Genomic DNA, 22,699 nt, shown 5'->3' on the forward strand with positions numbered 1-22,699 from the left:
CTCCTTCGTCTATCCTTTTGTTTTATCCAGGCTCGCTCTGCGGCCTTAAGTACTGTTCAGACTCCTGAGAATAAAATCGTGTGGGCTAAACCTTTTTTACGGTATAACTCAAAGTTTACCTAGCCTCGAATGGCCTCACACGAACAGTCAATATATTTTGCATAACAACAATATAATGACCTTTTTAAAATTCTCAGTAAAAATAAAAGGCCTCAAATAAATTGAGACCTTTAAAAATTTAAAATAATTACTTTGACATCAGTTCAAACAAATGATTTTGAAAAACCATTAAACTGAAATTAGTAAGAATATATTCATTTTGTAATAAATTCCATATTCTAAACTTATTCCTGTACAGGTCATCATTAATAGTCGTCGTTAAACGCAAAAATAGGTTTTCTACTCATCCATTTACCACCCGTAAAATCAGGAAATTCTACAGTTTCATTTCCCAACTCGATAGACTGTTCGCTTAATGGCGTAATGGCACTCCACGAGGCAGCATCGTAAACATCTAATGGAGTTGTTTGATTTCTCTTTGCCGATTCTATAAATGCATGAATTACAAAGAAATCCATACCACCATGCCCAGCTCCTTGTGCATCATTTCCATATTTCTTCCATAATGGATGATCGTATTTTTCTAGCCATTCTTTTGCAGTATCCCATGCGTGTGGTTTGCTTACACCTTCTACATAAATGCTTTTATTTACATCCATCCATAAACCTTTTGTGCCTTGAAAACGAAAACCTAAAGAATATGGTCGTGGCAAATTGGTATCATGCTGCAAAATAATGGTTTCTCCATTTGCACAATCGATTGTGGTGGTTACGATATCTCCTAATCTGAAATTCACTTTCGCATTTGGATGCCCTGCACCGCCTTTCTCTACAATATAATTGTGTAAGCCACGCGATTTAGTGGCAAATGAATTTAACTTTAAAAACCTATTTCCACGATTTATGTCAATACATTGCGCTATCGGCCCAACGCCATGTGTTGGATACAAATCGCCATTGCGATGAACAGAATGGTTTGTTCTCCATTTGGCTTCAGAAAATCCTTTTTCACCAAACTCTACTCCATGTCCGTAAGGATTAACACCATCGTTAAATTTAACCTCTCTTAAATCGTGTTGATAACCACCTTGAAAATGAATCATCTCACCAAATACACCCTGACGAACCATATTTAGTGCGGCAAGAACATCTCTTCGGTAACAAACATTTTCCAACATCATTACATTTGCATTTCCTTTTTCTGCAGCATGAACCACATCCCAATGATCTTGCAGGTTAATCCCCAACGAAACCTCGGTGCCAACATATTTAATTCCGGCATCAATAGCGCCAATAATCATAGGTTTATGTAGCTCCCATGGTGTAGAAATAATTACTGCTTTAATTCCCTTTGTTTCAAGCATCTTTTTCCAAACGTTTTCATTGCCAGTGAAAATTTTTGGCATTGGCTTTCCACTTTTTGCAATTATCGCTTTACTCATCGTCAACATTCTGTCGTCTATATCGCAAATTGCTACCAAATCAACATCATTCCTTTTTAACAGTAAATCCAAATGATTTTGACCACGCAACCCCACACCGATCATTACCACTTTAATTTTATCTTCACTAGACGATGCAAAAATCGATTGGTCTGGAACTGCAGCAAATGCGGCCGTAGTTAATCCTGCATTTCTAACAAACTGTCTTCTATTCATAAAGCTTATACATTTTGAGTTATTACCATTTTAAAAGATATTCGAATGTATTGATATTTAAATGTTCATTAAAAGAAATGTGTTAAAAAAACAACGCAAACGTTTGATTAATTTCGTATTATTACATCACGAAGAAGTAGTTTACCAGGCAAAATGCAATCCAAACCAACCACTATAAAAGAAATAGCAAGGCTTTTGAATATTTCTCCTTCTAGCGTTTCTAGAGGCTTACACGATCATCCTAGTATTGGAGCTGTAACCAGAGAAAAAATAAAGCAGTTGGCTAAATCACTTAATTATGAGCCAAATAATGCAGCTATACTATTTCAAAAAGGCAAAACGTATACCATTGGCGTAATCTTACCCGAATTATCGGAACACTTTTTTTCGACAGCTATATCTGCAATTGAAGACGAGGCCCTGAAGAAAAATTATACGGTAATTTTTGCTCAATCTCATGATGATTATGATCAGGAAGTAAAACTGGTAGACAAGATGAAAAACCAACGGGTGGATGGCTTACTTGTTTCCATAAGTAAAGACACTTCTAAATTTGATCATTTTGAAAAGTTAAATTCCTTTAATATTCCAGTTGTATTTTTTGATCGCATTCCTCCATTTAAAAACGTTCATTATGTTGCCTGTAGTTTGGAAAGTGCAACGGTGAAAGCGATAAATTATCTACTAAAAAAAGGTCACCGAAGCATTGGAATGATTAACGGACCGGCCACATTATTTGCTAGTGAAGAAAGAAAAGATGGTTATATGCAAGCCATTACCTTTAATAGACTAAAATTCGACCCTTCGTTAATTGTAAATTGTGATCTAACAGAGAAAGGCACCATAGAAGCAGCAAACCAGTTTTTGAATCACAAACGGAAACCTACAGCAATTGTAACCTTTAACGATTATGTTGCCCTATTCTTAATAAAACATTTTAAGCAACTTAATGTGATTAATGATTTTGATGTAGTTAGTTATGCAAATCTACCCATCATCAGTTATTTGGATCACTCACCGGTTGCGTCAGTAGAGCAATATCCTTACCTGCAAGGGCAAAAAGCTGCAAATATTCTTTTAGATTTAATTAGCAGCCCCAATTTGCAAAATCAGGCTTTTTACAATACCATAGTAGAATCAGATTTGGTTGTGAATGATGAGAAATATTAACCACACAAACGTTTGCGTGGAGTTTTAACTTTTGTTTAAACTGCCGGGCAAAACCTTGTAAAGTTTTTTAAAGGCATAAATGAAATGTTGAGGGTTCTTGTACCCTACTAAATATGAAACTTCGTTAACGCTTTTCTTCTCTTGAGATAAATAATGGTATGCCTGCTCCATTCGAATTTTATACAAATAGCCAAAAACAGTATAACCTGTAATTTCTTTAAATCCTTTTTTAAGCTTGTAATCGTTAATGCCCACCTTTCGAGATAATTCGACTAGAGATTTTGGTTTCTGAATATCTGCCTCCACCATCTGTTTGGCCAATAAAATCTTTTCAACATCATCTCGTTTAATCAGGAAATTTGCAGGTTTATTACGTTGATCTATGTAATGTATAATCAGTTCGAATATTTTAGATTCAATAAACAATCTGTTTGCTCTACCAACATATTTTGAATTAATAATCGATTGTAATAAAAGTTCCATTTCTGGCTCAACAATGTTTTCTTTGGGAAATGATTCTTGTATGAATTTTGTATCTGCAATTCTTTGATAATACGATGGCGTAAGTTGAATATGTAAGTATTTTAATTTACCATCAACACTAACAATTGTATTGCTTAATTGTCCTTGAGCAATGTGTTGTTGTTTTGAAGTTAACTTATAAAAATCCTCTGCTGCTTTGTTACTATGAAAATTGAGCTCACCTTCCATACAGTAAAGAAATCCAATATTATCGTAAGTTGAAGTATATTTAAAATCTCTAGCTATATCTGTCATAATTTCTGTAATGGTGATATGAATTCCCTCGAACCATTTTTCACTAATCTGCAACTGGTAATCAACTCCAATTATTTCGCGATTATTCTCATCAATATCTTTTGGTACTTCGAAATTATAGGGATAGGAATTTGTATAAATAATTTCTCCGCTAGCATAGTCTGATATTGTTATTCCCATTTCTTTTTAATCCGTTTTACGGCATTTATTATCCGTATGGCGTTATCTGATGTTTCTGATTATGCACAAATTTGCACAATTATTTATAATTAGTCTAAATAAATGAAAATATATTTATCGTTTGTGTTATTGCTATGCGGATTTGTAGTTGTGGCTCAAGAAATTAAAAGAGATACCACCAAGACTACCGATTTAAAAGATGTTGTAGTAACGGGACAGTTTATCCCTCAATCATTAAAAAACTCTGTTTATAACGTTAGAACCATTAGTGCAGAAAAAATCAGACTTCGCGGAGCAGTAAACCTTCAGCAAGTTTTAAATACCGAATTAGGTTTTAGATTTAGTAATGATTTAACATTAGGAACTACTGATGTAACCATTATGGGCATGACAGGTAGAAATGTGAAAGTTTTACTTGATGGTGTACCGATGATAGACCGATCGGATACAAGGGAAAGTTTAAACCAAATCGATATTAATACCATTGAACGGATTGAAATTGTAGAAGGACCAATGTCGGTAATTTATGGTGCTGATGCCTTGGCTGGAGTAATTAACATTATTACAAAAAAAGCGGGAAAATCACTTCTAAATATTACTGCAAGAATACAAGAAGAAACTGTTGGAAAAGAATATAAAGCATTTTCTGATAAAGGGAACCATGTTCAAAATGTTGGCATAAGCTGGCAAAATAATGGGTGGAGTGCTTTAGTTGGACTTACGCATAACGATTTTGCAGGGTGGAATATTAAACCGAGTACAACTTCAAGAGATATTGTTGATCAGGATTTAGCAAGTGGCAATCGATGGAAACCTAAAGAACAATGGCTTGCCAATACTAAAATTGGTTATAGAAATAATAACTTCAATATCTGGTATCGGCTGGATGGTTTACAGGAGGAAATTATCAGTCGTGGTGGAATGAACCCTCTGAATTATATTGCAGAATGGCAAACTTACAAAACCAAGCGATATACCAATCAACTACAATCTGAATGGAGATTAAATCCATCGCTTCAAATTACTGCAATAGCTGGATATTCTGATTTACAACGGTTAACAAAAACCATTAACCACAATTTTAGTACAGGCGCTGATGCTTTAAGTACTGAACAAGGTAAACAAGATACTGCTAAATTTAATTCAACCATTTTCAGAACCACGGCACAATACGTATTGAATCCAAAGATTTCATTTCAACCCGGTTTTGAATTTAATAGGGATGCAGCGAGTGGGCAACGGATTAATGGTTCGCCGGTAATTAATGATTACGCATTTTTTTTCAGCTCAGAAATCAAACCAACTGAAGGGATAAACATCAGGCCTGGTTTGAGATTTATTAAAAATTCCATATACCCTGCTCCTCCCATCATTCCATCATTAAATACCAAGTTTACTTTAAGTGAAAACTTCGATTTAAGATTGGCCTATGCCAAAGGATTTAGATCTCCAGCATTAAGGGAATTATATTATGATTTTGTTGATGCCAGTCATAACATCATCGGCAATCCGAATTTAAAGGCAGAAGAATCAAATAGTTTTAATGGTTCAATAACCTGGGCTGGATTAAAAAGAGATGAATTACAATTTCGTTCTACTTTGGCGGGTTTTTATAATCTTTTTAAAAACCGAATAACATTTGCGCAATCGGCACAAGATGCAACGATAACAACCCTATTTAATGTTACAAAATTCAAAACAACCGGCTTTACTTTAGACAATACCATTATCTATAAAAACCTAAATGCCACTATCGGAGCATCATATATTGGTAGATATAATGATCAACTTGAAAACAATCCAAATTTAGCGATTCCAGAATTTGCCTGGTCGCCAGAGGTTACAGCTACTTTACTTTACAATTTTCCCCAGATAAAAGGAAATATAAGTTTGTTCTATAAATATTCCGGAGCTGTACCAAGTTATCAAAGTACAGCTAATAGTGCTACAGAATATCAATTGGTTGAGATCGGTGGCTTTAGCCTGGCAGATTTAATGTTGAATAAAAACTTCTATAAATACATTACCCTCAACGCTGGAGTAAAAAACATATTTAACGTAACCCAACTAAGCAATACTTCAACTGCATCTGGTGGTGCTCACAGTACAGGTGGCGGTGCTGTACCATACAGTTATGGTCGCTCTTACGTGCTCGGATTAACTTTTAACTGGAATAAATAATTTTTAAACACAATAATTAAAAACATGAATAAACTTAACTCAATGATTGCAATCGCTGCTTTAACGATCTCGTTTACAGCCTGTAAGAAAACGTCTGAAGAACCCATAATTGTCGTACCACCATCAGATGGTGCCACGCTTACACTAAGTGGCAAAACCGCAGAATCAAATTATGCTAATATTGTTTATGCAGATTTAAGCACAGATAAATCAGCCGTTGCAGATAGAAAAAGTTTTAATTTTGGTTTAACATCAGATAGCCGTTTTAGGGTTGTATTAAATGCAGCTTATCAAACTACTGCTGTAGTAACCACTAAAACTGACATTGCCACCGTTACAGTATCAGATCCTGGTACAACTGTAAATCTAAATCATGACATTACTGATCCTGCAACAGTTTCACTTGTAGATAATTGGGATGGTGATATTACTAAAACAGCCATTCCTGAAATTAGCGCAACTGATGCTGAAAATAAAGTTTTCCTAATCAGTTTTGAAGGTAGTAAAGACAAGGATAAATGGTTTAAGATAAAAATTAGCCGAAATGGCGCTGGCTATAAAATTCAATACGCAAGATTAGGTGAAACTGCAATCAAAACTTTAGATGTTGCTAAAAATGCTGATTTTAATCTTGTCTTCGTTTCATTGGAAAATAATAAAACAGTAACCGCGGAACCTAAAAAATCAGAATGGGATTTAGCGTGGAGCTATGGAACATATAACTCTGGCCTAGGATCGCCTTATTGGTTCCAGGATTATATTGCTATAAACAATTTAGCGGGTGTATCTGCGGCTGAAATTTTAACGACCAGTACGTTGACTTATACAACATTTGCTGAAAGTAATTTAGCTGCATTAACATTTCTTACATCAAAAGATGCTATAGGAAGCAAATGGAGATCAACCACAGGAACAGGTATTAAAACGGATCGTTTTTATGTTGTAAAAGACAGCGCTGGTAATATTTATAAATTAAGATTTGTTAGTATGGGTGTAGGAAGCGATGGTGGCGAGCGTGGTAAACCCGTATTTGAGTATAAACTACTTAAAAAGGGATAGATGGCATAAATCACCTTAAAAAAATATGTTTTGTTAGTTGGATAGATGCTCCCCGCGATGGGGAGCTTTATCTTTTTGTAGGCCTTTTTGATTTAATTGGTTACACGTTAAAATTAGTTAACTGTCTAAATTGGTTGCCAGTTTTACTGATATATCCATAAATTACTAACACAAAATTACATAACTCCTAACCCAAAGAACCTAAAAACACCATTAAACGCAAAAAGGGTTTCGGCATACCGAAACCCTTTTTGTTCTTACTCGCGAAATATTATTTTCCAGAGTTTTTCTTGTCAGTTACTTCTGCACGGATTTCTTGTGCTAAAACTTTAAGATCTTGCATTGCTTTACGCACACGAGTACCAGCAGCTGCATTGCCAGCATTATAAAATTTTTCTACATCTGCTTCAATCGCAGCAACAGCAGCTTTAACTTTTGAGAATTTTTCCATCGCTAATTGATGTTTTTAAGGTTTAAAAAATTTATTTTTTCAATAATACATATTTACTGTGAATTAACAAGATAAAGCAAATATTAATTTGAAAGAAGTTTTGCACATTCTAACAATAAGAAAAATGCCTTTGCAGTAGTATAGATGTATTTTTCGAAATTTATGTTGCAAATTTGAAGTGCCTAGTTAATCTGTTTGGATAATTTTATCAAGTTATTAAAGGTTTCATTTGCGCTTCTTATACAACGTTCATAATCAGCCTCCGGAACACTTTCATTCAATATCGACACAAACGTTTTCCATTTTGATCCAAGTTCTTCACCGTATACGCCGTAATAGTTTAATCCACCTTCGTGATTGGTAAAATTTGAATTGGCCAAAATATGCCTCTTTATCACGTTTCCACCCAATGTAGCGCCTTCTAATACATAAAGTGCTCCCAATACTTCTGTATTATTCCGTTCAGGAACATACATTTCAAAATTAACATCTGGTAATGTTAAATTGTCAATCTGCCAATATTCCAAATCTTTTTCAAGAGCAGATAATTTCAGCCTGTTCTTCATATCTAGCTTTTCGGCTAGGTCTGTGTCGAGCATATTGGCTAACTTGTTTTCTAATCTTTGATGAATGATATAATTGATTGTTAAAAGTTTTTTATAATTTTCAATGCTTAAAGAATTGTTCATAATTTCATTCACAAACATTAATGATTCTAGTGCTGCATGATGCTCAGCGGTTTCAGTTCTCAATAAATTGGCAATCATAATTGGGAAATTATCTAAAATTAAAAGGTGTAAAAAAGAAAAGATTCGAATGGAAAATTCGAATCTTTATAAAAATATATCAATAATTAATTTAATCGTAAATGCTGGTTAAACCAAAAATCGTGTACCGAGTGTACGCATTTTATAAGGTTATCATAGCCATCAGGTTTAGTTAAATAGGCATTTGCACCAAATTCAATAGATGCCTTAACATCATCCGGATTATCTGATGTAGAGAATAAAATTACTGGCACCGATTTTAAGTAAGGAATATCTCTAATAAACTTTAATAAATCTAAACCAGATAATCCTGGCAAGTTTAAATCCAATAATATTAATTTAGGCTTCGTTTTAGTATCAGCAAAAGCTTGTAATTTTGCTAATGCTTCTTTACCATCTTCTACAATACTTAAATTTAAAGTCTCTTTAACTTCTTGTACGGCATTTTGCATAAAAAATGCATAATCCATATCGTCTTCCACATAAAATATATCTGGCGTCATCTTTTATCTATTTTTAAAAGCCACGTAAAATGTTGAACCTGAATTTAGTTTGCTTTCAAACCAAACCCTTCCATTATGCCTTTCAACTATTCTTTTTACTATGGCTAAACCTACACCTGTTCCCTCAATCTCCTTCACATTGTCCATGCGCTTAAAAAGCTCAAAAACCCTGTCGTAATAACGGTTATCAATTCCCATACCATTATCCTTTACAGAATAAATGGTTTCTCCACCATCCATATTAGCCGAAACCGAAATTTTAGGCTTTTCTACCATTGATGAGTATTTTACAGCATTACTAATTAAATTTGTAAATACTTGAGCAATCATCGTTTTATCACCTTTCAGATCAATTGATTGCCCTAAAATGAGTTCGGCATTGTCTGCTTTAAAAGCCGCCCACACTTCCGTACTGATCTCTTTTATTAAAGATTGCATATTAACCGTTTCGTAAACAATTTCTGAACGGCCTACTCTAGCTAAATTTAATATCTCCTTTATCAAAAAATTCATTTTATTGGCGCCACTCACAATTCTGTCCAGCATTTTCTTTCCATTATCATCAAGCGTTTTGTTCTTTAACATCAGCTCTGCATATGTTTTAATAGAAGTTAGCGGTGTTCTTAAATCATGTGATATGGTATAACTGAATGTATCAAGCTCCTCATAGGCAGATTGTAGTTTTTCATTCAACAATCTTATCTCATTGGCTTTCTTATTAATATGGGCAACAATAATTTCGCGAATGCGTAGCACAGAGGTAATTTCTTCCGGCAACCACTTCTCTGAGGTGTTATTAACCACTTGCGACCAGGTTTCGAAAGATTTTCTTGGTGAAAGATTGGCTAATCCATCAGCCGAAGGCGTTACAGGCTTATCAGGATTTCCTGCCCAGTTCACTGTTGACAGTTGTTCTGGCTTAAACCATATCATCACCTCATCAGGATCTTTACTGATAGAACAGGCCAATATTCCGGAAGCTATATCTTTATAATTTTTAGCCGGATGAAAAATTTCTGAAAGTCGGTGCGTATAATAGATAGATTCATCACTATTATCTTTGATCCAATCTGCCAATTCCCAAATAGATTCGTCATCAGGAACTTGACCGATGGTTTTAAGCTCATTTTCAAAAATAATGGCCACACCTGTTCCATTTGTAACGTTTAATAAATTTTTGTCGTGATTGGTTAAGGCGTCGACTAAATATTTATCACGATTTAAGTGTTCGGAAAGTACAATTGCTGTGCTGTTAAAAAGTTCTACAGCTTCCGAATCTTCTTCTGCCTGTCTGTATTCCAATGCAGAAGATAATATTTCACCAATTAATTTAGATCCCTCTCTGGCCTTATAATCGATAAATTTTGGACTGTAATTATGACAAGCAATTAAACCCCATAATTCTCCATTTGCAATAAGTGAAATACTAAAGCTGGAATATACGCCCATATTCTTTAAATATTGAATATGAATTGGCGAAACTGCTCTTAATCCGCCATTGGTAAGATCAAGCGGTGTGTTTTCTTTAAAAGTAATTATTGGGGAATCATTGGTATTAACATTAGCAATTAAACGCGTTAGATTAAGTTTATATAGTTCCCTTGCTTGTTTTGGTATATCAGAAGCCGGATAATGCAAGCCAAAAAATGGTTCAAGATGCTCTTCTTTTTCTTCGGCAACAACTTCTCCGTGCCCATCATCCAAAAACTTATAAATCATGATTCGATCATAATTGATTAGTTTTTTAACTTCTACAGCAGCCCCACTCAAAAGAGCTGATACAGATTTTCCCTGTAGCATGGCAGATGCCGATCTACCTACTAAACTCTGAATATCATATTGTAAACTTACCGGTTCAAACTCTAAAAGCCAATCATTAACTGATTCATTTATAATAAGATAAAAAGGATTTTTATTTACTTCTACTGGATATGGACTGATGGCATCAAAGCTTTTTCTGATTACGCCTAGCTTTAATAAATCATCAATATTAAAATCAGGTTGATTAAAATAACCCGATAAAGCTGAGATTGGCCTATCTAATAAATCTTTAGCAGGCGTAAAGAGGTAATCTCCTGTATTCTCGCTAACATAAGAAATGGTAAGATCAGTTTTATTAATAGCGATTAAAAAACCATGCGACTGCACTTTGCCCGGAATATGGATTGGCTCTTTGTCACAATTGGTTAAATCAACAGAAAGTTTATTCATAAAATTTATTAGTACATACAAAAGTATCAGAATTTTTGAATTGACAAATATTACATTTCTTTTAGAATGACTCTAATTAGCTATATTCAGTTTTGAGATATATTTTTTATTTTATCTTTGTTCCAAATTTAAAACAATCATCAAACTTTGTCAAAAAAGAACATTTTGGTTATAGAAGATAACCATGCGATTTTAGATGTTATTACTCTTATTTTAGAAAGCGAAGCTTTTAATGTTGCCGGCCTTAACAAAGGTGCAGATTTCATTAATCATGTAACGGAATTTAACCCTGATGTGATTATTATGGATATTATGTTGCCAGATGTTGATGGAAGAGTTCTATTAAAAGAATTGAAAGAAAAATCTTCCACTAGCCACATTCCTGTTTTAATGATTTCGGCACGATATAATTCTACAAATTATACGCTCGATGGAGTTTCTGCCGACGATTTTATGGCTAAACCTTTTAATATTGATGAGTTGATGGACAAAATTTATGCGCTATTAAAAAAGACAAATTAATCTGGCATACCTGGTAATTTAACACCACCATTTTTTAGATTTTCCATTAACTGTTGCTGAAACGATAATTTAGTATCCATAAAGCCATGTGCCTTTACCCAAATATTCATAGCAACTTTATAACCACTATCTTCTAGCGTTGATACCCCGATTCTCCTTTCGGGAGTTTTTAGGCATCTTTTAAAATCATCAACAGTTTTATTAAATATCTGAACTATTTGTTCGAAATCTATCCCATAACTAAATTTAATTTCGATATCCAAACGCCTTACACCTTCTTTGCTAATGTTAATAATTACCTCGTTAGATAATTTACTGTTAGGAATAACTACAGAACGGTTATCAAAAGTTCTTACAATTGTATAAAAAATTTGTATTGATTTTACGGTTCCCTCCTGGCCTTGGGCAATGATATTATCGCCTACTACAAAAGGTTTAAGCAAAAGGATGAGCACACCACTCGCAAAATTTTGAAGGGTTCCTGATAATGCTAAACCAGCAGCTACGCCAATACCTCCAACAAGCACTGTTAAAAAAGTAAGCTGAATGCCGATAATTTGCATCACGCTTAATACCAACACAATCCTTAAAGCAATAATAATTAGACTGGTTAAGAATGGAGTTAACGATGGATTTACTGCCCGTTTTGTCATAGCAGAATTTGACCACCTGCTAAAAAGTTTGATGAGCCATAGACCAATAAATAACAAGGAAACACCTAAAATAAAAGCAGGACCTCTATCTATTAACCAATCGTAAATTTTGTCGTAAAACCGAGTTACTGTTTCAGTATCTAGCATTATTAATGTCAAACCTCTTTTATCCTTTCTTGTCTTTTTTTGGTCCGTTTTTACTTACATCAACTTTTTTTGCATCTTTTGCAGATGTCACTTTTTCTTCAGAACCTTTAGCTTTAACGGTTTTCGGAGCAGTAGCTTTGTTATCTTCTGCCGATGTTTTTGAATTTTTCATATCTATGAGTTTTGATTAGTCTTCTAATATTAGCCATGCTTTGGCTTCTTCAATTTCATCAGGTTTAAATCCTTTTGATGAACCAGGCGTTGCAATGGTAAAAACATCACTAAACCATTCCACACCTTTTTCATGACTTACAACAGCAATTTTTTTCCACTTTGTGAAATTTTGTAATCCTGCTTTTGCATCTTGAATCCAGGCTCCGGCGGTGAAGTTTTTTACATCGGTTTCCAATACTAAAAGGTATCTTATTTCATCAAACCGATCGGCTGTACGTTTTAATCCAGGTAGTAAAACATCCTTTATATCATCTCCGGTAACTTCGCCTGTAGCTCTTACACCAAATATTTGATCTGGCAATCCTGTAATTTCCGTTAGCATATCAATGTAGTTTTTGATAGAACAAGCTAATAGACATAGATGTTTGATAATAAATTAGATTCTAAAAAGTTGTGAGTGAAAAAAAACACTTATCTATTTGATAGCGTTATAGAAATAGCGTTTATAAAAAGAAAAAATTAACCCTATGAAAAACAAATTATTAAAATTCTCGTCTGCGGTATGCGCAGTTGCGATAACATTGTCAGCCTGTACTGGCGGCGACAAATCAACAAATTTAACGGATTCTACCACCGCTGATTCGTCTACAGCGGTAGCATTAAAACCAGCTGGCCCTGCTCCAGACTGGGGACAAACCATTAAACCTGAAATGCAAACTGTTATAGAAAAGCTGGCAAGTTATGGCGATAAGCCAATAGAAACCTTGGATCCAGTTGCTGCTAGAAAAAACCATACACCTACTGATGCAGTGATGGATTTGGTTAAAGAGAATAACATTGCAGTACCAGCACCAAAAGTTGATACCACAGGTAAAGATATTGATGTTGCCGGTGGAAAAATACATGTTAGAATATATACTCCAAAAACTGGCAGCGGTCCTTTCCCAGTAATTGTTTATTATCATGGTGGAGGTTTTGTAATTGCAAATCTTGACGTTTACAACGCTTCGGCTCAAGGTTTAGCAGAGCAGGTAAATGCCGTAGTTGTTTCTGTAGCTTATAGATTAGCGCCAGAAAATAAATTTCCAACTGCCCACAACGATGCGCTTGCAGCATACGAATGGGTTGTTAAAAACGCAGCAACTATAAAAGGTGATCCTGCTAAAATTGCTGTTGTTGGTGAAAGTGCAGGTGGCAATTTAGCCGCTAATGTATCGATTGCTGCAAGAGATAAAAAAATAATGATTCCTGTTCATCAGGTTTTGGTTTATCCAATTGCACAAGCCAATATGAATACCGAATCGTATAAACTTTATGCCAATGCAAAACCATTAAATAAAGCAATGATGGGCTGGTTTACTGAAAAGTATTTAACAACAATGATTGAATCACAGAATCCTAAAATCTCGTTAGTAAATGCTAATTTAAAAGGTTTACCTCCTACCACAATAATTACAGCAGAAATTGATCCTCTACATGATGATGGAACAATGTTGGCAAATAAATTATCTGATGCTGGAGTTAAAGTAAACAGCAGAAATTATGAAGGTGTTACCCATGAATTTTTTGGTATGGCGATTTTGGTACCTGAAGCAAAAGCCGCACAAGCATATGCTGCAGAGCAATTGAAAGCTGCATTTAAATAAAAGAAAGGCCAGGTAATTGAAAATCAATTCCTGGCCTTATACTTTATAGTTTATACTTTTAACTTTATACTTTGTACTTTCAACCCTCAACTCTTAAGCTCCTTTTTTCGAACTCAGACTTTGCATCAATTGATCATATAAATCATCACTTGTTGCCTTTTGTGGTTTCATTTTCTTCACAGTAGCCCTTTTGCCTTTTGCTTTGGCTTTAATCATTTTTAATAGCTCATCACTGTAATCATCTTTAAAAGAACTCAAGTCGAATTTAGCGCTATATTGTTTAATCAGGGCTAAACCTACATCCATTTCCTTTTTGGTTATTGAAATATCTGTAACCTTATTAATTTCTGATAAACTTCTAATTTCTTGCTCAAATCTTATTTTTGTAATTACTATTACGCCATCCATGGGGTGGATAACGCAAAGATTTTCCGTATTTCTAAGCACAAAACGAGCTACACCAGCTTTTCCTGATTTTTCAAGTGCTTTTAAAAGCAATGCGTATGCTTTTTTGCCTTGTTTCTCTGGTTCTGTGTAATATGAGGTTTCATAATAAATTGGGTTGATTTCTTTAATATCAACAAAGTTTTCCAATTCAATAATCTTTGTCTTCTCTGGCGAAGCTTCCTCAAAATCGTGTTTCTCTAAAATGATGTATTTATCTTTTAAAAAATAACCTTTCACAATTTTTTCAAACGGAACCTCTTTGTGTGTTTTCTCGTTCACACGCTGGTAACGAATCTTTTCATGATCGCGTTCATCAAGCATATCAAAATCAAGATGAGTAGTTTGCACACCAGAAAATAATTTCACCGGGATATTAACCAATCCGAATCCAATTGAACCTTTCCAAATCGATCTCATAACTATAAGGCTTTAAATTTCATGATTAACAAGCACATAAAACATATTGTTTTGTCATATTAACCAGAAAACTATGCAAATCAAAACCATTTGTAATCCATTATGTTAAATAAATACATTAATCTAGTTAAGTACCTATGAAGATCGCATATATATCCACTTATCCACCACGCGAATGCGGGTTAGCAACATTCAACCAGAATCTAGTTAACGCTTTAAGCTTAAATCCATCATACAATGCACAAAAGAGTTTTGTTGTTGCAATGAATGAATCTGATAACCTTGATGAACACGCATATCCAAATGAGGTTAAGTTTGTGATCAGACAACAAAATCAACAAGATTATATTGATGCAGCCAATTTTATTAACGAGAGTGATATCGACACTGTAATTATTGAACATGAGTTTGGTATCTTCGGTGGTAATAGCGGCGTATTTCTTCTTTCGCTAATTAATAGGTTAAAAAAGCCATTTATTACCATATTACATACGGTTCTAAAAGAGCCAAATTTTATGCAACAAACGATAATTAAAGAGATTGCATTAAAATCTTCTAAAATTGTGGTGATGAGCAAAAAAGCTGTTTTATTTTTAACCAGCATTTACCAAATCCCTAAATCATCGATAAAATTAATTGAACATGGTGTGCCTGACTTGGAGCCAATTCTGAATAATGAAGTTGCTCAGAGTGATCTTTTCAAAAACAGAAAAGTCTTATTTACTTTTGGATTAATCAGTCGGAATAAAGGCTTGGAAACCATGATTAAGGCACTTCCAAGTATTGTTGCTAACCATCCTGAAGTACTATATGTAATACTTGGCAATACACATCCGGGGGTGGTTAAACATAACGGCGAAGAATATCGCGATAGCCTAAAAGCACTAGCAAAAGAGTTAGGAGTTGAAAATAATATTGCTTTCGTAAATAAATTTGTTTCCGAAGAAGAACTACACCAATATTTAACCGCTTGTTATTTATACGTTACGCCTTATTTAAATGAGGCACAAATCACCAGTGGGACTTTATCTTATGCCATTGGTGCTGGAGCTGCAGTAGTTTCTACTCCATATTGGCATGCACAAGAATTGTTAGCCGATAATAGAGGAAAGTTATTTGATTTTAAAAATGATAATCAATTAGCGGAAATAGTTAACGAGCTATTAAGTGATGAGAGTAAGCATCAACAACTAAAACAAAACGCTTACCACTACGGATTGAATTTAAGATGGCCGGCAATTGGTAACGTATATTTAAATGTTTTAGAGGCAGCATTAGCAGCAGGAAGTAAGCCAGAAAGAATCGTACCTCCTATTATTGATGTGGAAAGTATGCCTGCGCTAAATTTAAGCCACATTTCATTATTAACTGATGATACTGGTATTATACAACATGCCCGTTTTGGCATACCTAATTTAAAAGAAGGTTATTGTATTGATGATAATGCCCGTGCCTTGATTATGGCTTTAATGGCATTTGAACAGGATAAAAATCAGAAAGCATTAAAGCTTATTCCTGTTTATTTGAGTTTTATCCAATATATGCAGTTGGAAGATGGAAATTTTAGAAATTTTTTAAGTTTTAACCGCAATTACCTTGATGAAGTTGGTTCTGAAGATTCTTTTGGTAGAACGATCTGGTCGCTTGGTTATTTAATTTCAGTTGCTCCCAACAATTCTTACAGGGAGTTTGGAAGAGAGTTGTTTTCCCATTCAGTAACCCATTTTAAAGATTTGAAATATTTAAGAGGAAAAGCCAATACCATTATCGGGATTGCCAATTTTTTAAATGCTCATCAGGGAGACGATTTACTAATAAACGAAATTAACAGTTTATCAAAATCACTTATTTCATCCTATCATGCAAATAAAGATGGTGATTGGCACTGGTTTGAAGATATCCTAACATACGATAATGCAATATTACCTTTAGCTTTATTACATCATTATGAAGTTACCGGAAATTTGGAATCTTATAATATTGCGATGGAAAGCATCAAATTTTTAAATAGTTTTTCTTTTGAAAATGGATATTTAAATCCTGTTGGAAATGCTGGGTGGATGAAAAAACATGGGAAAAATCCAATTTACGATCAACAGGCTATTGAAACTATGGCAATGGTATTATTGTATGCTAAAACCTTTGAGATTACAAAAGATGCGGAATATTTAAACAAAATGCACATCAGTTACGAATGGTTTTTAGGTAAAAACAGTCTTCATATTCCTTTATATGATTTTGAAACACATGGTTGTGCTGATGGTTTGCAATTTAACAGCGTAAATAGAAACCAGGGAGCAGAAAGTACATTAGCCTATTTTATTTCTCATTTAGCCGTTTTAAAAGCAGCTGAAGCAGAATATGTAACACTTGCTTCGCCATTGGTAGAAGTAGATAAACTAGCTTAAAATATTTTACCTGTAAATACAAAAGGGCTGATTCAATTTTTGAATCAGCCCTTTTGTATTTATTAAAGATTATCTTATTTATCGTTATTATCCAACAATCGATTTAACAATAATTCCAAATTAACGGTTGCAAATGATGAGCTATAATCTGATAATCCATAAGGGATAATGAGTTCGCCATTACTAATGATCGAACCGCAAGAGTATACTACATTTGGTACATATCCTTCTCGTTCGTCATTATTTGGGATAATCAATGGCTCAATTAAATGACCAATCTCTTTTGTTGGATCGTTTAAATCCAGTAATACCACCCCGATACAATATCTCCGCATCGGACCAACACCATGAGTAATCACCAACCAACCTTTTTCGGTTTCGATGGGAGAACCACAATTTCCAATTTGAACCAATTCCCAATCATATCTGGGTTGCTTCAATAAGATAGGGTTTTCCCAAACATTAACTTTATCAGAAAACATGATGTAATTGTTCCAGCCATCTATCCTGCTCATCATTACATATTTTCCATTAATTTTTCGTGGAAACAATGCTAGATTTTTATTCTGTGCGCCATCACCATACAGTGGAATTACTTTAAACTCATAAAAATCATCAGTTTGTACCAACTTTGGAATAATCAATGAGCCATCAAATGCGGTGTAGGTAGCATAATACACCACTTTACCATCATCTTTAACAAACTTAACAAACCTGGCATCTTCAATTCCTTTACGCTCAAATTCTGAAATAGGGAAAATTACCCGATCAGAAATATCGGTATCCTTTGAAAAACTAATGGTATGATAAGTATCTGATAACCAAAGCACTTTATCAAATTCCACTAATTTCGCGGGATTATCTTTATATAACGTTTTAGAATCTTTGATAATATTACTCAAACTGGTGTACTCAAACTTATCATCCAGTTTAGCTTCAATCTCTTCCAAAACCGATGGATCAATCTGCGCATAAGCCGCTTTTTTAAGAAAAAGTTTTTTAACATAGATGGCATTTTTAACTACTTCTGCCTCATCTACATAATCGCCAACAGGTAAAACCTGAATGTTGTTATTTTTGTCGATTAATGCCCTACGAAAAACGATAGACGAAATGTGACCTTCGCCTACAGCACGGAAACTAATAATTACACGCTTTTCGCCCTCAACTAAATCCGTTTGATCCGGATCATCAACAATACTTGGATTAAAGAATGCCGCCGATTCAATTGAATATTCGTGTGTAAAATATGCGCCAATAAGCAAGCGGGTATATTGATCAAGTTCTTCGATATCTGTTCCTAGTATAGCAAACTGTTTTTTAAGCTTCTTACAGTGGCGATTTAAAATTTTTGTAATGTTGCGATGCCGCTTTGAATACTCTTGTAATATTGGCGATATTAAACCAAATACTTTTTCATCAGAAAACTCTAAAACTTTTCTAATTACTTCAAGTGCTCTCTCTTCTCCATTGAAAAAAAAACGGGCAATAACCCTTTTTGTATCAGGATGAACTTTAACGGGCTTTCGTTCTATATATAATCTCATTTTAACAGTTTTGGTTGTTATCTATTCTGACGTCTAACAGTATATTAAACTAAATTTACTACTTATTGTTTCTACTTTCTACCGTTTCTAATGATATTCTTTACCTTTAATCCCATCATGTAAAAGCAAGTGATAGAAAAATAAAATACCTATATATGTTCGATAATATTATCCCGATTAATGAAGATACTCGCCTAAAAAAGTTATTTCACTATGAAATTCTAAATTCTCCAGCAGAAATTTCTTATGATCGTATTTCCATTTTAGCTGCAGATCTATTTGGGGTAAGCAATGCTGGGATTTGTTTTATTGCAAATGATGGGATTTTTATTAAATCCAAAATTGGGAATGATATAAAACTCAATCGAAATGAGAGTCTGGTTTCACTAGCAATTTTAACGGATGATGTTTTAGTGATTGAACCAGAAAAACTGTATCAGGTTGATCAAAATATAGGTTTTTTTATCGCTGTACCAATCCAATCACCAGATGGTTTTAACATTGGTGCCATTTACGCTTTTGGAAAAGAGGTAAAAACGATATCCGATAGTCAGAAAAGAATGTTTAAGCAGCTTGCAAACCTGGTTATTGATCTTTTAGAAACAAGAATAGCCATCAGAAAAACCTTAACGGCTCAAGATGATCGCTTGCACGTACTTATACACGATTTGAAAAATCCTATGACTACCATTTCTCTTCAATCGGAATTGGTTACAAGAATGCCAAGTATTGATGAAAAGGCCGGATTAATCGCCGGCAAAATTAATATGCAAGCTAAACGAATGGTAGATAGTTTAAATGAAATATTAAGTTCGGCAAAAAAAGTTAACGGTTCATTTAAGCCTCAAAAAGTTTTGGTCGATTTACGTGAGATATTGTTAACAGCCACCGAAAAATTACAAAAATTCACAGACAAAAAAAATCAATCAATCCAAATCAATATTGATTCAAAAGTTGAAATATATGGCGATACAGATAAACTAATCGAATTATTTTATCATGTTATTCACAATTCAATTAAATTTTCTGGCCCCAATACACAGATTGTTATCACAAATAAAACATCAGAAAATCTAATTACCATTGCTGTGAAAGATCAAGGTGTGGGTTTATCAGCCGAAGATTTGGAGATATTATTCATTAAGTTTGCTCCTCTTAGCGCTGCATCAACACATCATGAAAATTCAAACGGTTTAGGTTTAACCCTTATTAAAATGCTTTTAGATATGCATAAGGGGAAAATTTGGGCAGAAAGTGCTGGACAAGGTTTGGGAACTACTTTCTACATTCAATTGCCTATTAAATAAATTAATCTAATAATTCATTCAAACTCATTTCTTCAAGTAATATCCTTTCAGGTTTTCCCAATTTAAGAAACGACCATTTAATTAAGCGAATTAAACCATTTTCAATTTCGATTCCTGTAATATCGCCATCGCTGAAACAGCAGCAACCGCTATTGAAATAACCGGGCTTATATTGTTTAAATTCTGGTGCTTCATCTCCTTCCTTTATTCTTTTTTTTAATTCTGCATTTAGCACGTCGATTTCTTTTTGATTTTTAATTATTGTGGCTTTCTTAAGCTTTAAGTAAATCCGCTCTAAATGTGTAAGTGATGCAAAAACTGGTTGATGGGTATGGCCTGTAATTAAAGCTGTATTTTTTTGCTGCATCTGCCAACTGTACATCATGCTATTATGTTCAGTTTTTAATTGATTATCATAGGCCGGAGTATTGGGATTAATCCGCAAAAAAGATTGCAAAGGTGCCCAGACGGTACTTACAAACCACTTACTAAACCAATTTCCATCACTTTGCAAATCACCCTGATGACCATGAGTTAAAAAGATATTAAGAAGTTTTCCATTAATTGGTACTCTCAAAATAACGCCTTCATATACGGAGATTTTCTTTCCATAAATTCGATTCAAATTAAATCCAGCTAGCGGGTCATTATCCCAGTATAAGTCATGATTTCCAAATACTTTAGTAAAAGAGTCTGTTTGAATAAAAGCTTTTTCTGCATCAAAAGTATCTTGATTATGTTTAATTACAGATTCCATGAGGTTTTCCCAAAGCTCTTCACTGTCTCCTAAATTAATATAGTGATAATTTTCAGTGTGATAGTGTGCGAGCGCTGCGAGGTAGTTTTGTTCTGCCAAAGAGAAATCATCTGCATAATCTCTTGCTCCTTTATGCTGATCGGAAAGGATAATGAATTTATCGGTTTGTTTAACTTCAAAAATTAAGCCCCGCTTACCAGGATTATCAATAATGGTTTGATAAAGCTTACTCAATGCCTCATGAATGCGTTTTTGATTAGGCCTTGAACCAAATTTGTTTGATAACCTGATTACCCAATTACCTAAAATACGCTGAAGAAATTTTCGCATTGAAATTTATGATGTGTGATCAAATTAACAAAAAATATAATCAAACGTTTTAATACACGTTGAAATTGGTATCTCCAAGTTTCATTTTAGGTAACAATTACTTTAGATTTCTTATAATTCCTTTAAAGATCTTTACTTTAGACCATTAAACCAGATATAAAAATTTATGAAAACCAATCTACTGCTCAAGTTAGTAAAACCTTTTAGTTTAACTATAAGCCTCATTTTAATGTGGTGTTTAAGTGGTGTAGCACAAAAGAGTCAATTACCTGAACTGAAATTAAGCAATGTTCAAAAAGTTTCTCGAATAACAGGTACTCCACTTAAAGGCGAACAGCTTCCTAGCCCAAATAACACTGCGCAGAATTATGATGTTGGTGGAACTGATTTAGGAATTTTTTGGCAGATGAAAGGCGATAAAGTTGGTATTTTCTTTGGTGATACACATGGAAGGGAATTTATTGCGGAAAAAGATGGAAAAGGGGGCGGAAATGGTGCGAACTGGCGATCGAATGTTTTAGCGTTTTCCAGTGATGATAATTTGGAAGATGGAATCACCATCGACTCAATGGCTTTAGATAAAAATGGCAGTGCCAGAGAAATTTGTGCTGGTGGGAAAACCAATCCAAAAAAATACAATACCTCTATTCCAACTGCAGCTATAAGGGTTAATAATACTGATTATGTGCACTATATGAACATTTATGATTGGGCTGGTGGAAATGGACGATGGCTAACCAATTTTTCGTCATTATATGCTTCAACCGATGATGGAAAAACCTGGACGAGAAAAAGCGAAGTAACATTTAGTGGTGACAGCAAATTTTCGCAGGTTTGTTACGCCAAAAAAGATGGTTATATTTTTATGATCGGCAGCCTTTCTGGGCGTGGCGGACCAGGTTATTTGGCAAGAATTAAACAAAAATATATGCTTGATATAAAGCAATATGAATATTGGAATGGCGATTTAAAACAATGGGTAAAAGGAGATGAAAGTAAAGCAACCATCATTATCCCTGGTCCAATTGGTGAGGCTTCACTCCTATTTCATAAAAAGTTTAAACGGTGGATTATTGCTTACAGCTACGATTCAGCATATGATCCAAATGCGAAAAGTAAATTTCACGCCATGGTTTACCGAGATGCAAAAGATATTATTGGTACTTGGAGCAACCTAAAAATATTGGCCGGTGTTAATCAATTTAAAGGTTTATACTGTCCATACATTTACCCATTAAAAGACACCGGTAATGAGTTATATTTTACCATGTCGCAATGGGAACCTTACAATGTATTTTTAATGAAAGTAGATATTAGTTTAAAATAA

The 22,699-nt window shown here is 34.1% G+C and carries 20 protein-coding genes; 8 read left to right on the forward strand and 12 right to left on the reverse strand.

Annotation, left to right across the window (positions count from 1 at the left end):
- Positions 1-365: 365 nt before the first annotated feature.
- On the reverse strand, positions 366-1,718 hold the full coding sequence (locus LUA91_RS06535) for a Gfo/Idh/MocA family protein (protein WP_231425226.1): 1,353 nt from the start codon (positions 1,716-1,718) through the stop codon (positions 366-368).
- Positions 1,719-1,871: 153 nt separating this feature from the next.
- Between LUA91_RS06535 and LUA91_RS06540 the strand changes: the two genes are divergently transcribed.
- On the forward strand, positions 1,872-2,888 hold the full coding sequence (locus tag LUA91_RS06540; RefSeq protein ID WP_231425227.1) for a LacI family DNA-binding transcriptional regulator: 1,017 nt from the start codon (positions 1,872-1,874) through the stop codon (positions 2,886-2,888).
- 24 nt (positions 2,889-2,912) lie between these two features.
- Here the strand turns inward: LUA91_RS06540 and LUA91_RS06545 are convergent, their stop codons facing one another.
- Positions 2,913-3,845: a helix-turn-helix transcriptional regulator gene (locus LUA91_RS06545; RefSeq protein WP_231425228.1), complete on the reverse strand. Its 933-nt coding sequence runs from the start codon at positions 3,843-3,845 to the stop codon at positions 2,913-2,915.
- 102 nt (positions 3,846-3,947) lie between these two features.
- On the opposite strand from LUA91_RS06545, the gene LUA91_RS06550 reads away from it, so the two are divergent.
- Entirely contained in the window at positions 3,948-6,026 is a 2,079-nt protein-coding gene (locus tag LUA91_RS06550) for a TonB-dependent siderophore receptor (protein WP_231425229.1), read from the forward strand.
- 24 nt (positions 6,027-6,050) lie between these two features.
- Positions 6,051-7,085, forward strand: a complete 1,035-nt coding sequence (locus LUA91_RS06555) for an HmuY family protein (protein WP_231425230.1) — start codon at positions 6,051-6,053, stop codon at positions 7,083-7,085.
- Positions 7,086-7,356: 271 nt separating this feature from the next.
- Here LUA91_RS06555 and LUA91_RS06560 read toward each other — a convergent pair whose 3' ends face one another.
- The 4 genes from LUA91_RS06560 to LUA91_RS06575 form a co-directional block, all read right to left on the reverse strand.
- On the reverse strand, positions 7,357-7,536 hold the full coding sequence (locus tag LUA91_RS06560) for a hypothetical protein (RefSeq protein WP_010602585.1): 180 nt from the start codon (positions 7,534-7,536) through the stop codon (positions 7,357-7,359).
- Positions 7,537-7,718: 182 nt separating this feature from the next.
- Entirely contained in the window at positions 7,719-8,303 is a 585-nt protein-coding gene (locus LUA91_RS06565; protein WP_231425231.1) for a biliverdin-producing heme oxygenase, read from the reverse strand.
- Between the two features lie 86 nt (positions 8,304-8,389).
- A complete protein-coding gene (locus tag LUA91_RS06570; RefSeq protein WP_231425232.1) occupies positions 8,390-8,806 on the reverse strand; it encodes a response regulator in 417 nt (138 codons plus the stop codon).
- A 3-nt stretch (positions 8,807-8,809) separates the two neighbouring features.
- Entirely contained in the window at positions 8,810-11,017 is a 2,208-nt protein-coding gene (locus LUA91_RS06575) for an ATP-binding protein (RefSeq protein ID WP_231425233.1), read from the reverse strand.
- Positions 11,018-11,164: 147 nt separating this feature from the next.
- Here LUA91_RS06575 and LUA91_RS06580 point away from each other — a divergent pair, with 147 nt between their 5' ends.
- The gene (locus tag LUA91_RS06580; RefSeq protein WP_231425234.1) at positions 11,165-11,539 is read left to right on the forward strand and encodes a response regulator transcription factor; all 375 of its coding nucleotides are present in this window, start codon (positions 11,165-11,167) and stop codon (positions 11,537-11,539) included.
- Here the strand turns inward: LUA91_RS06580 and LUA91_RS06585 are convergent.
- The 3 genes from LUA91_RS06585 to LUA91_RS06595 are packed head-to-tail and all read right to left on the reverse strand — an operon-like array spanning position 11,536 to position 12,895.
- On the reverse strand, positions 11,536-12,339 hold the full coding sequence (locus LUA91_RS06585) for a mechanosensitive ion channel family protein (RefSeq protein ID WP_231425235.1): 804 nt from the start codon (positions 12,337-12,339) through the stop codon (positions 11,536-11,538). The genes LUA91_RS06580 and LUA91_RS06585 overlap by 4 nt on opposite strands.
- Before the next feature lie 19 nt (positions 12,340-12,358).
- Positions 12,359-12,511 (reverse strand): hypothetical protein, encoded by a 153-nt coding sequence (locus tag LUA91_RS06590; protein ID WP_231425236.1) that lies wholly within the window; start codon positions 12,509-12,511, stop codon positions 12,359-12,361.
- Positions 12,512-12,526: 15 nt separating this feature from the next.
- Complete coding sequence (locus tag LUA91_RS06595) at positions 12,527-12,895, reverse strand: STAS/SEC14 domain-containing protein (protein WP_231425237.1); 369 nt, start codon at positions 12,893-12,895, stop codon at positions 12,527-12,529.
- A 145-nt stretch (positions 12,896-13,040) separates the two neighbouring features.
- Here LUA91_RS06595 and LUA91_RS06600 point away from each other — a divergent pair, with 145 nt between their 5' ends.
- A complete protein-coding gene (locus tag LUA91_RS06600) occupies positions 13,041-14,159 on the forward strand; it encodes an alpha/beta hydrolase (protein WP_231425238.1) in 1,119 nt (372 codons plus the stop codon).
- 93 nt (positions 14,160-14,252) lie between these two features.
- On the opposite strand, the gene LUA91_RS06605 is transcribed toward LUA91_RS06600, so the two are convergent.
- On the reverse strand, positions 14,253-15,023 hold the full coding sequence (locus LUA91_RS06605; RefSeq protein WP_231425239.1) for a Ku protein: 771 nt from the start codon (positions 15,021-15,023) through the stop codon (positions 14,253-14,255).
- 137 nt (positions 15,024-15,160) lie between these two features.
- Here LUA91_RS06605 and LUA91_RS06610 point away from each other — a divergent pair, with 137 nt between their 5' ends.
- Positions 15,161-17,431 (forward strand): glycosyltransferase family 4 protein, encoded by a 2,271-nt coding sequence (locus LUA91_RS06610; RefSeq protein ID WP_231425240.1) that lies wholly within the window; start codon positions 15,161-15,163, stop codon positions 17,429-17,431.
- A 74-nt stretch (positions 17,432-17,505) separates the two neighbouring features.
- Here the strand turns inward: LUA91_RS06610 and LUA91_RS06615 are convergent, their stop codons facing one another.
- On the reverse strand, positions 17,506-18,978 hold the full coding sequence (locus tag LUA91_RS06615; protein WP_231425241.1) for a glycoside hydrolase family 130 protein: 1,473 nt from the start codon (positions 18,976-18,978) through the stop codon (positions 17,506-17,508).
- A 155-nt stretch (positions 18,979-19,133) separates the two neighbouring features.
- On the opposite strand from LUA91_RS06615, the gene LUA91_RS06620 reads away from it, so the two are divergent.
- Positions 19,134-20,285, forward strand: coding sequence for a HAMP domain-containing sensor histidine kinase (locus LUA91_RS06620; RefSeq protein ID WP_231425242.1), 1,152 nt, complete (start codon positions 19,134-19,136; stop codon positions 20,283-20,285).
- 1 nt (position 20,286) lies between these two features.
- On the opposite strand, the gene LUA91_RS06625 is transcribed toward LUA91_RS06620, so the two are convergent.
- Complete coding sequence (locus tag LUA91_RS06625; protein WP_231425243.1) at positions 20,287-21,372, reverse strand: metallophosphoesterase; 1,086 nt, start codon at positions 21,370-21,372, stop codon at positions 20,287-20,289.
- Positions 21,373-21,538: 166 nt separating this feature from the next.
- Between LUA91_RS06625 and LUA91_RS06630 the strand changes: the two genes are divergently transcribed.
- Positions 21,539-22,699, forward strand: coding sequence for a DUF4185 domain-containing protein (locus tag LUA91_RS06630; RefSeq protein ID WP_231425244.1), 1,161 nt, complete (start codon positions 21,539-21,541; stop codon positions 22,697-22,699).

The sequence above is a fragment of the Pedobacter sp. Leaf250 genome (assembly GCF_920984735.1).
Taxonomy (GTDB): domain Bacteria; phylum Bacteroidota; class Bacteroidia; order Sphingobacteriales; family Sphingobacteriaceae; genus Pedobacter.

Coding starts and splice junctions, on each gene's coding strand:
- LUA91_RS06620 (WP_231425242.1), top strand. CDS start 19,134: ATGTTCGATAATATTATCCCGATTAATGAAGATACTCGCCTAAAAAAG.
- LUA91_RS06605 (WP_231425239.1), bottom strand. CDS start 15,023: ATGAGATCGATTTGGAAAGGTTCAATTGGATTCGGATTGGTTAATATC.
- LUA91_RS06560 (WP_010602585.1), bottom strand. CDS start 7,536: ATGGAAAAATTCTCAAAAGTTAAAGCTGCTGTTGCTGCGATTGAAGCA.
- LUA91_RS06585 (WP_231425235.1), bottom strand. CDS start 12,339: ATGCTAGATACTGAAACAGTAACTCGGTTTTACGACAAAATTTACGAT.
- LUA91_RS06625 (WP_231425243.1), bottom strand. CDS start 21,372: ATGCGAAAATTTCTTCAGCGTATTTTAGGTAATTGGGTAATCAGGTTA.
- LUA91_RS06550 (WP_231425229.1), top strand. CDS start 3,948: ATGAAAATATATTTATCGTTTGTGTTATTGCTATGCGGATTTGTAGTT.
- LUA91_RS06565 (WP_231425231.1), bottom strand. CDS start 8,303: ATGATTGCCAATTTATTGAGAACTGAAACCGCTGAGCATCATGCAGCA.
- LUA91_RS06535 (WP_231425226.1), bottom strand. CDS start 1,718: ATGAATAGAAGACAGTTTGTTAGAAATGCAGGATTAACTACGGCCGCA.
- LUA91_RS06540 (WP_231425227.1), top strand. CDS start 1,872: ATGCAATCCAAACCAACCACTATAAAAGAAATAGCAAGGCTTTTGAAT.
- LUA91_RS06590 (WP_231425236.1), bottom strand. CDS start 12,511: ATGAAAAATTCAAAAACATCGGCAGAAGATAACAAAGCTACTGCTCCG.
- LUA91_RS06595 (WP_231425237.1), bottom strand. CDS start 12,895: ATGCTAACGGAAATTACAGGATTGCCAGATCAAATATTTGGTGTAAGA.
- LUA91_RS06545 (WP_231425228.1), bottom strand. CDS start 3,845: ATGGGAATAACAATATCAGACTATGCTAGCGGAGAAATTATTTATACA.
- LUA91_RS06630 (WP_231425244.1), top strand. CDS start 21,539: ATGAAAACCAATCTACTGCTCAAGTTAGTAAAACCTTTTAGTTTAACT.
- LUA91_RS06610 (WP_231425240.1), top strand. CDS start 15,161: ATGAAGATCGCATATATATCCACTTATCCACCACGCGAATGCGGGTTA.
- LUA91_RS06600 (WP_231425238.1), top strand. CDS start 13,041: ATGAAAAACAAATTATTAAAATTCTCGTCTGCGGTATGCGCAGTTGCG.
- LUA91_RS06615 (WP_231425241.1), bottom strand. CDS start 18,978: ATGAGATTATATATAGAACGAAAGCCCGTTAAAGTTCATCCTGATACA.
- LUA91_RS06555 (WP_231425230.1), top strand. CDS start 6,051: ATGAATAAACTTAACTCAATGATTGCAATCGCTGCTTTAACGATCTCG.
- LUA91_RS06570 (WP_231425232.1), bottom strand. CDS start 8,806: ATGACGCCAGATATATTTTATGTGGAAGACGATATGGATTATGCATTT.
- LUA91_RS06575 (WP_231425233.1), bottom strand. CDS start 11,017: ATGAATAAACTTTCTGTTGATTTAACCAATTGTGACAAAGAGCCAATC.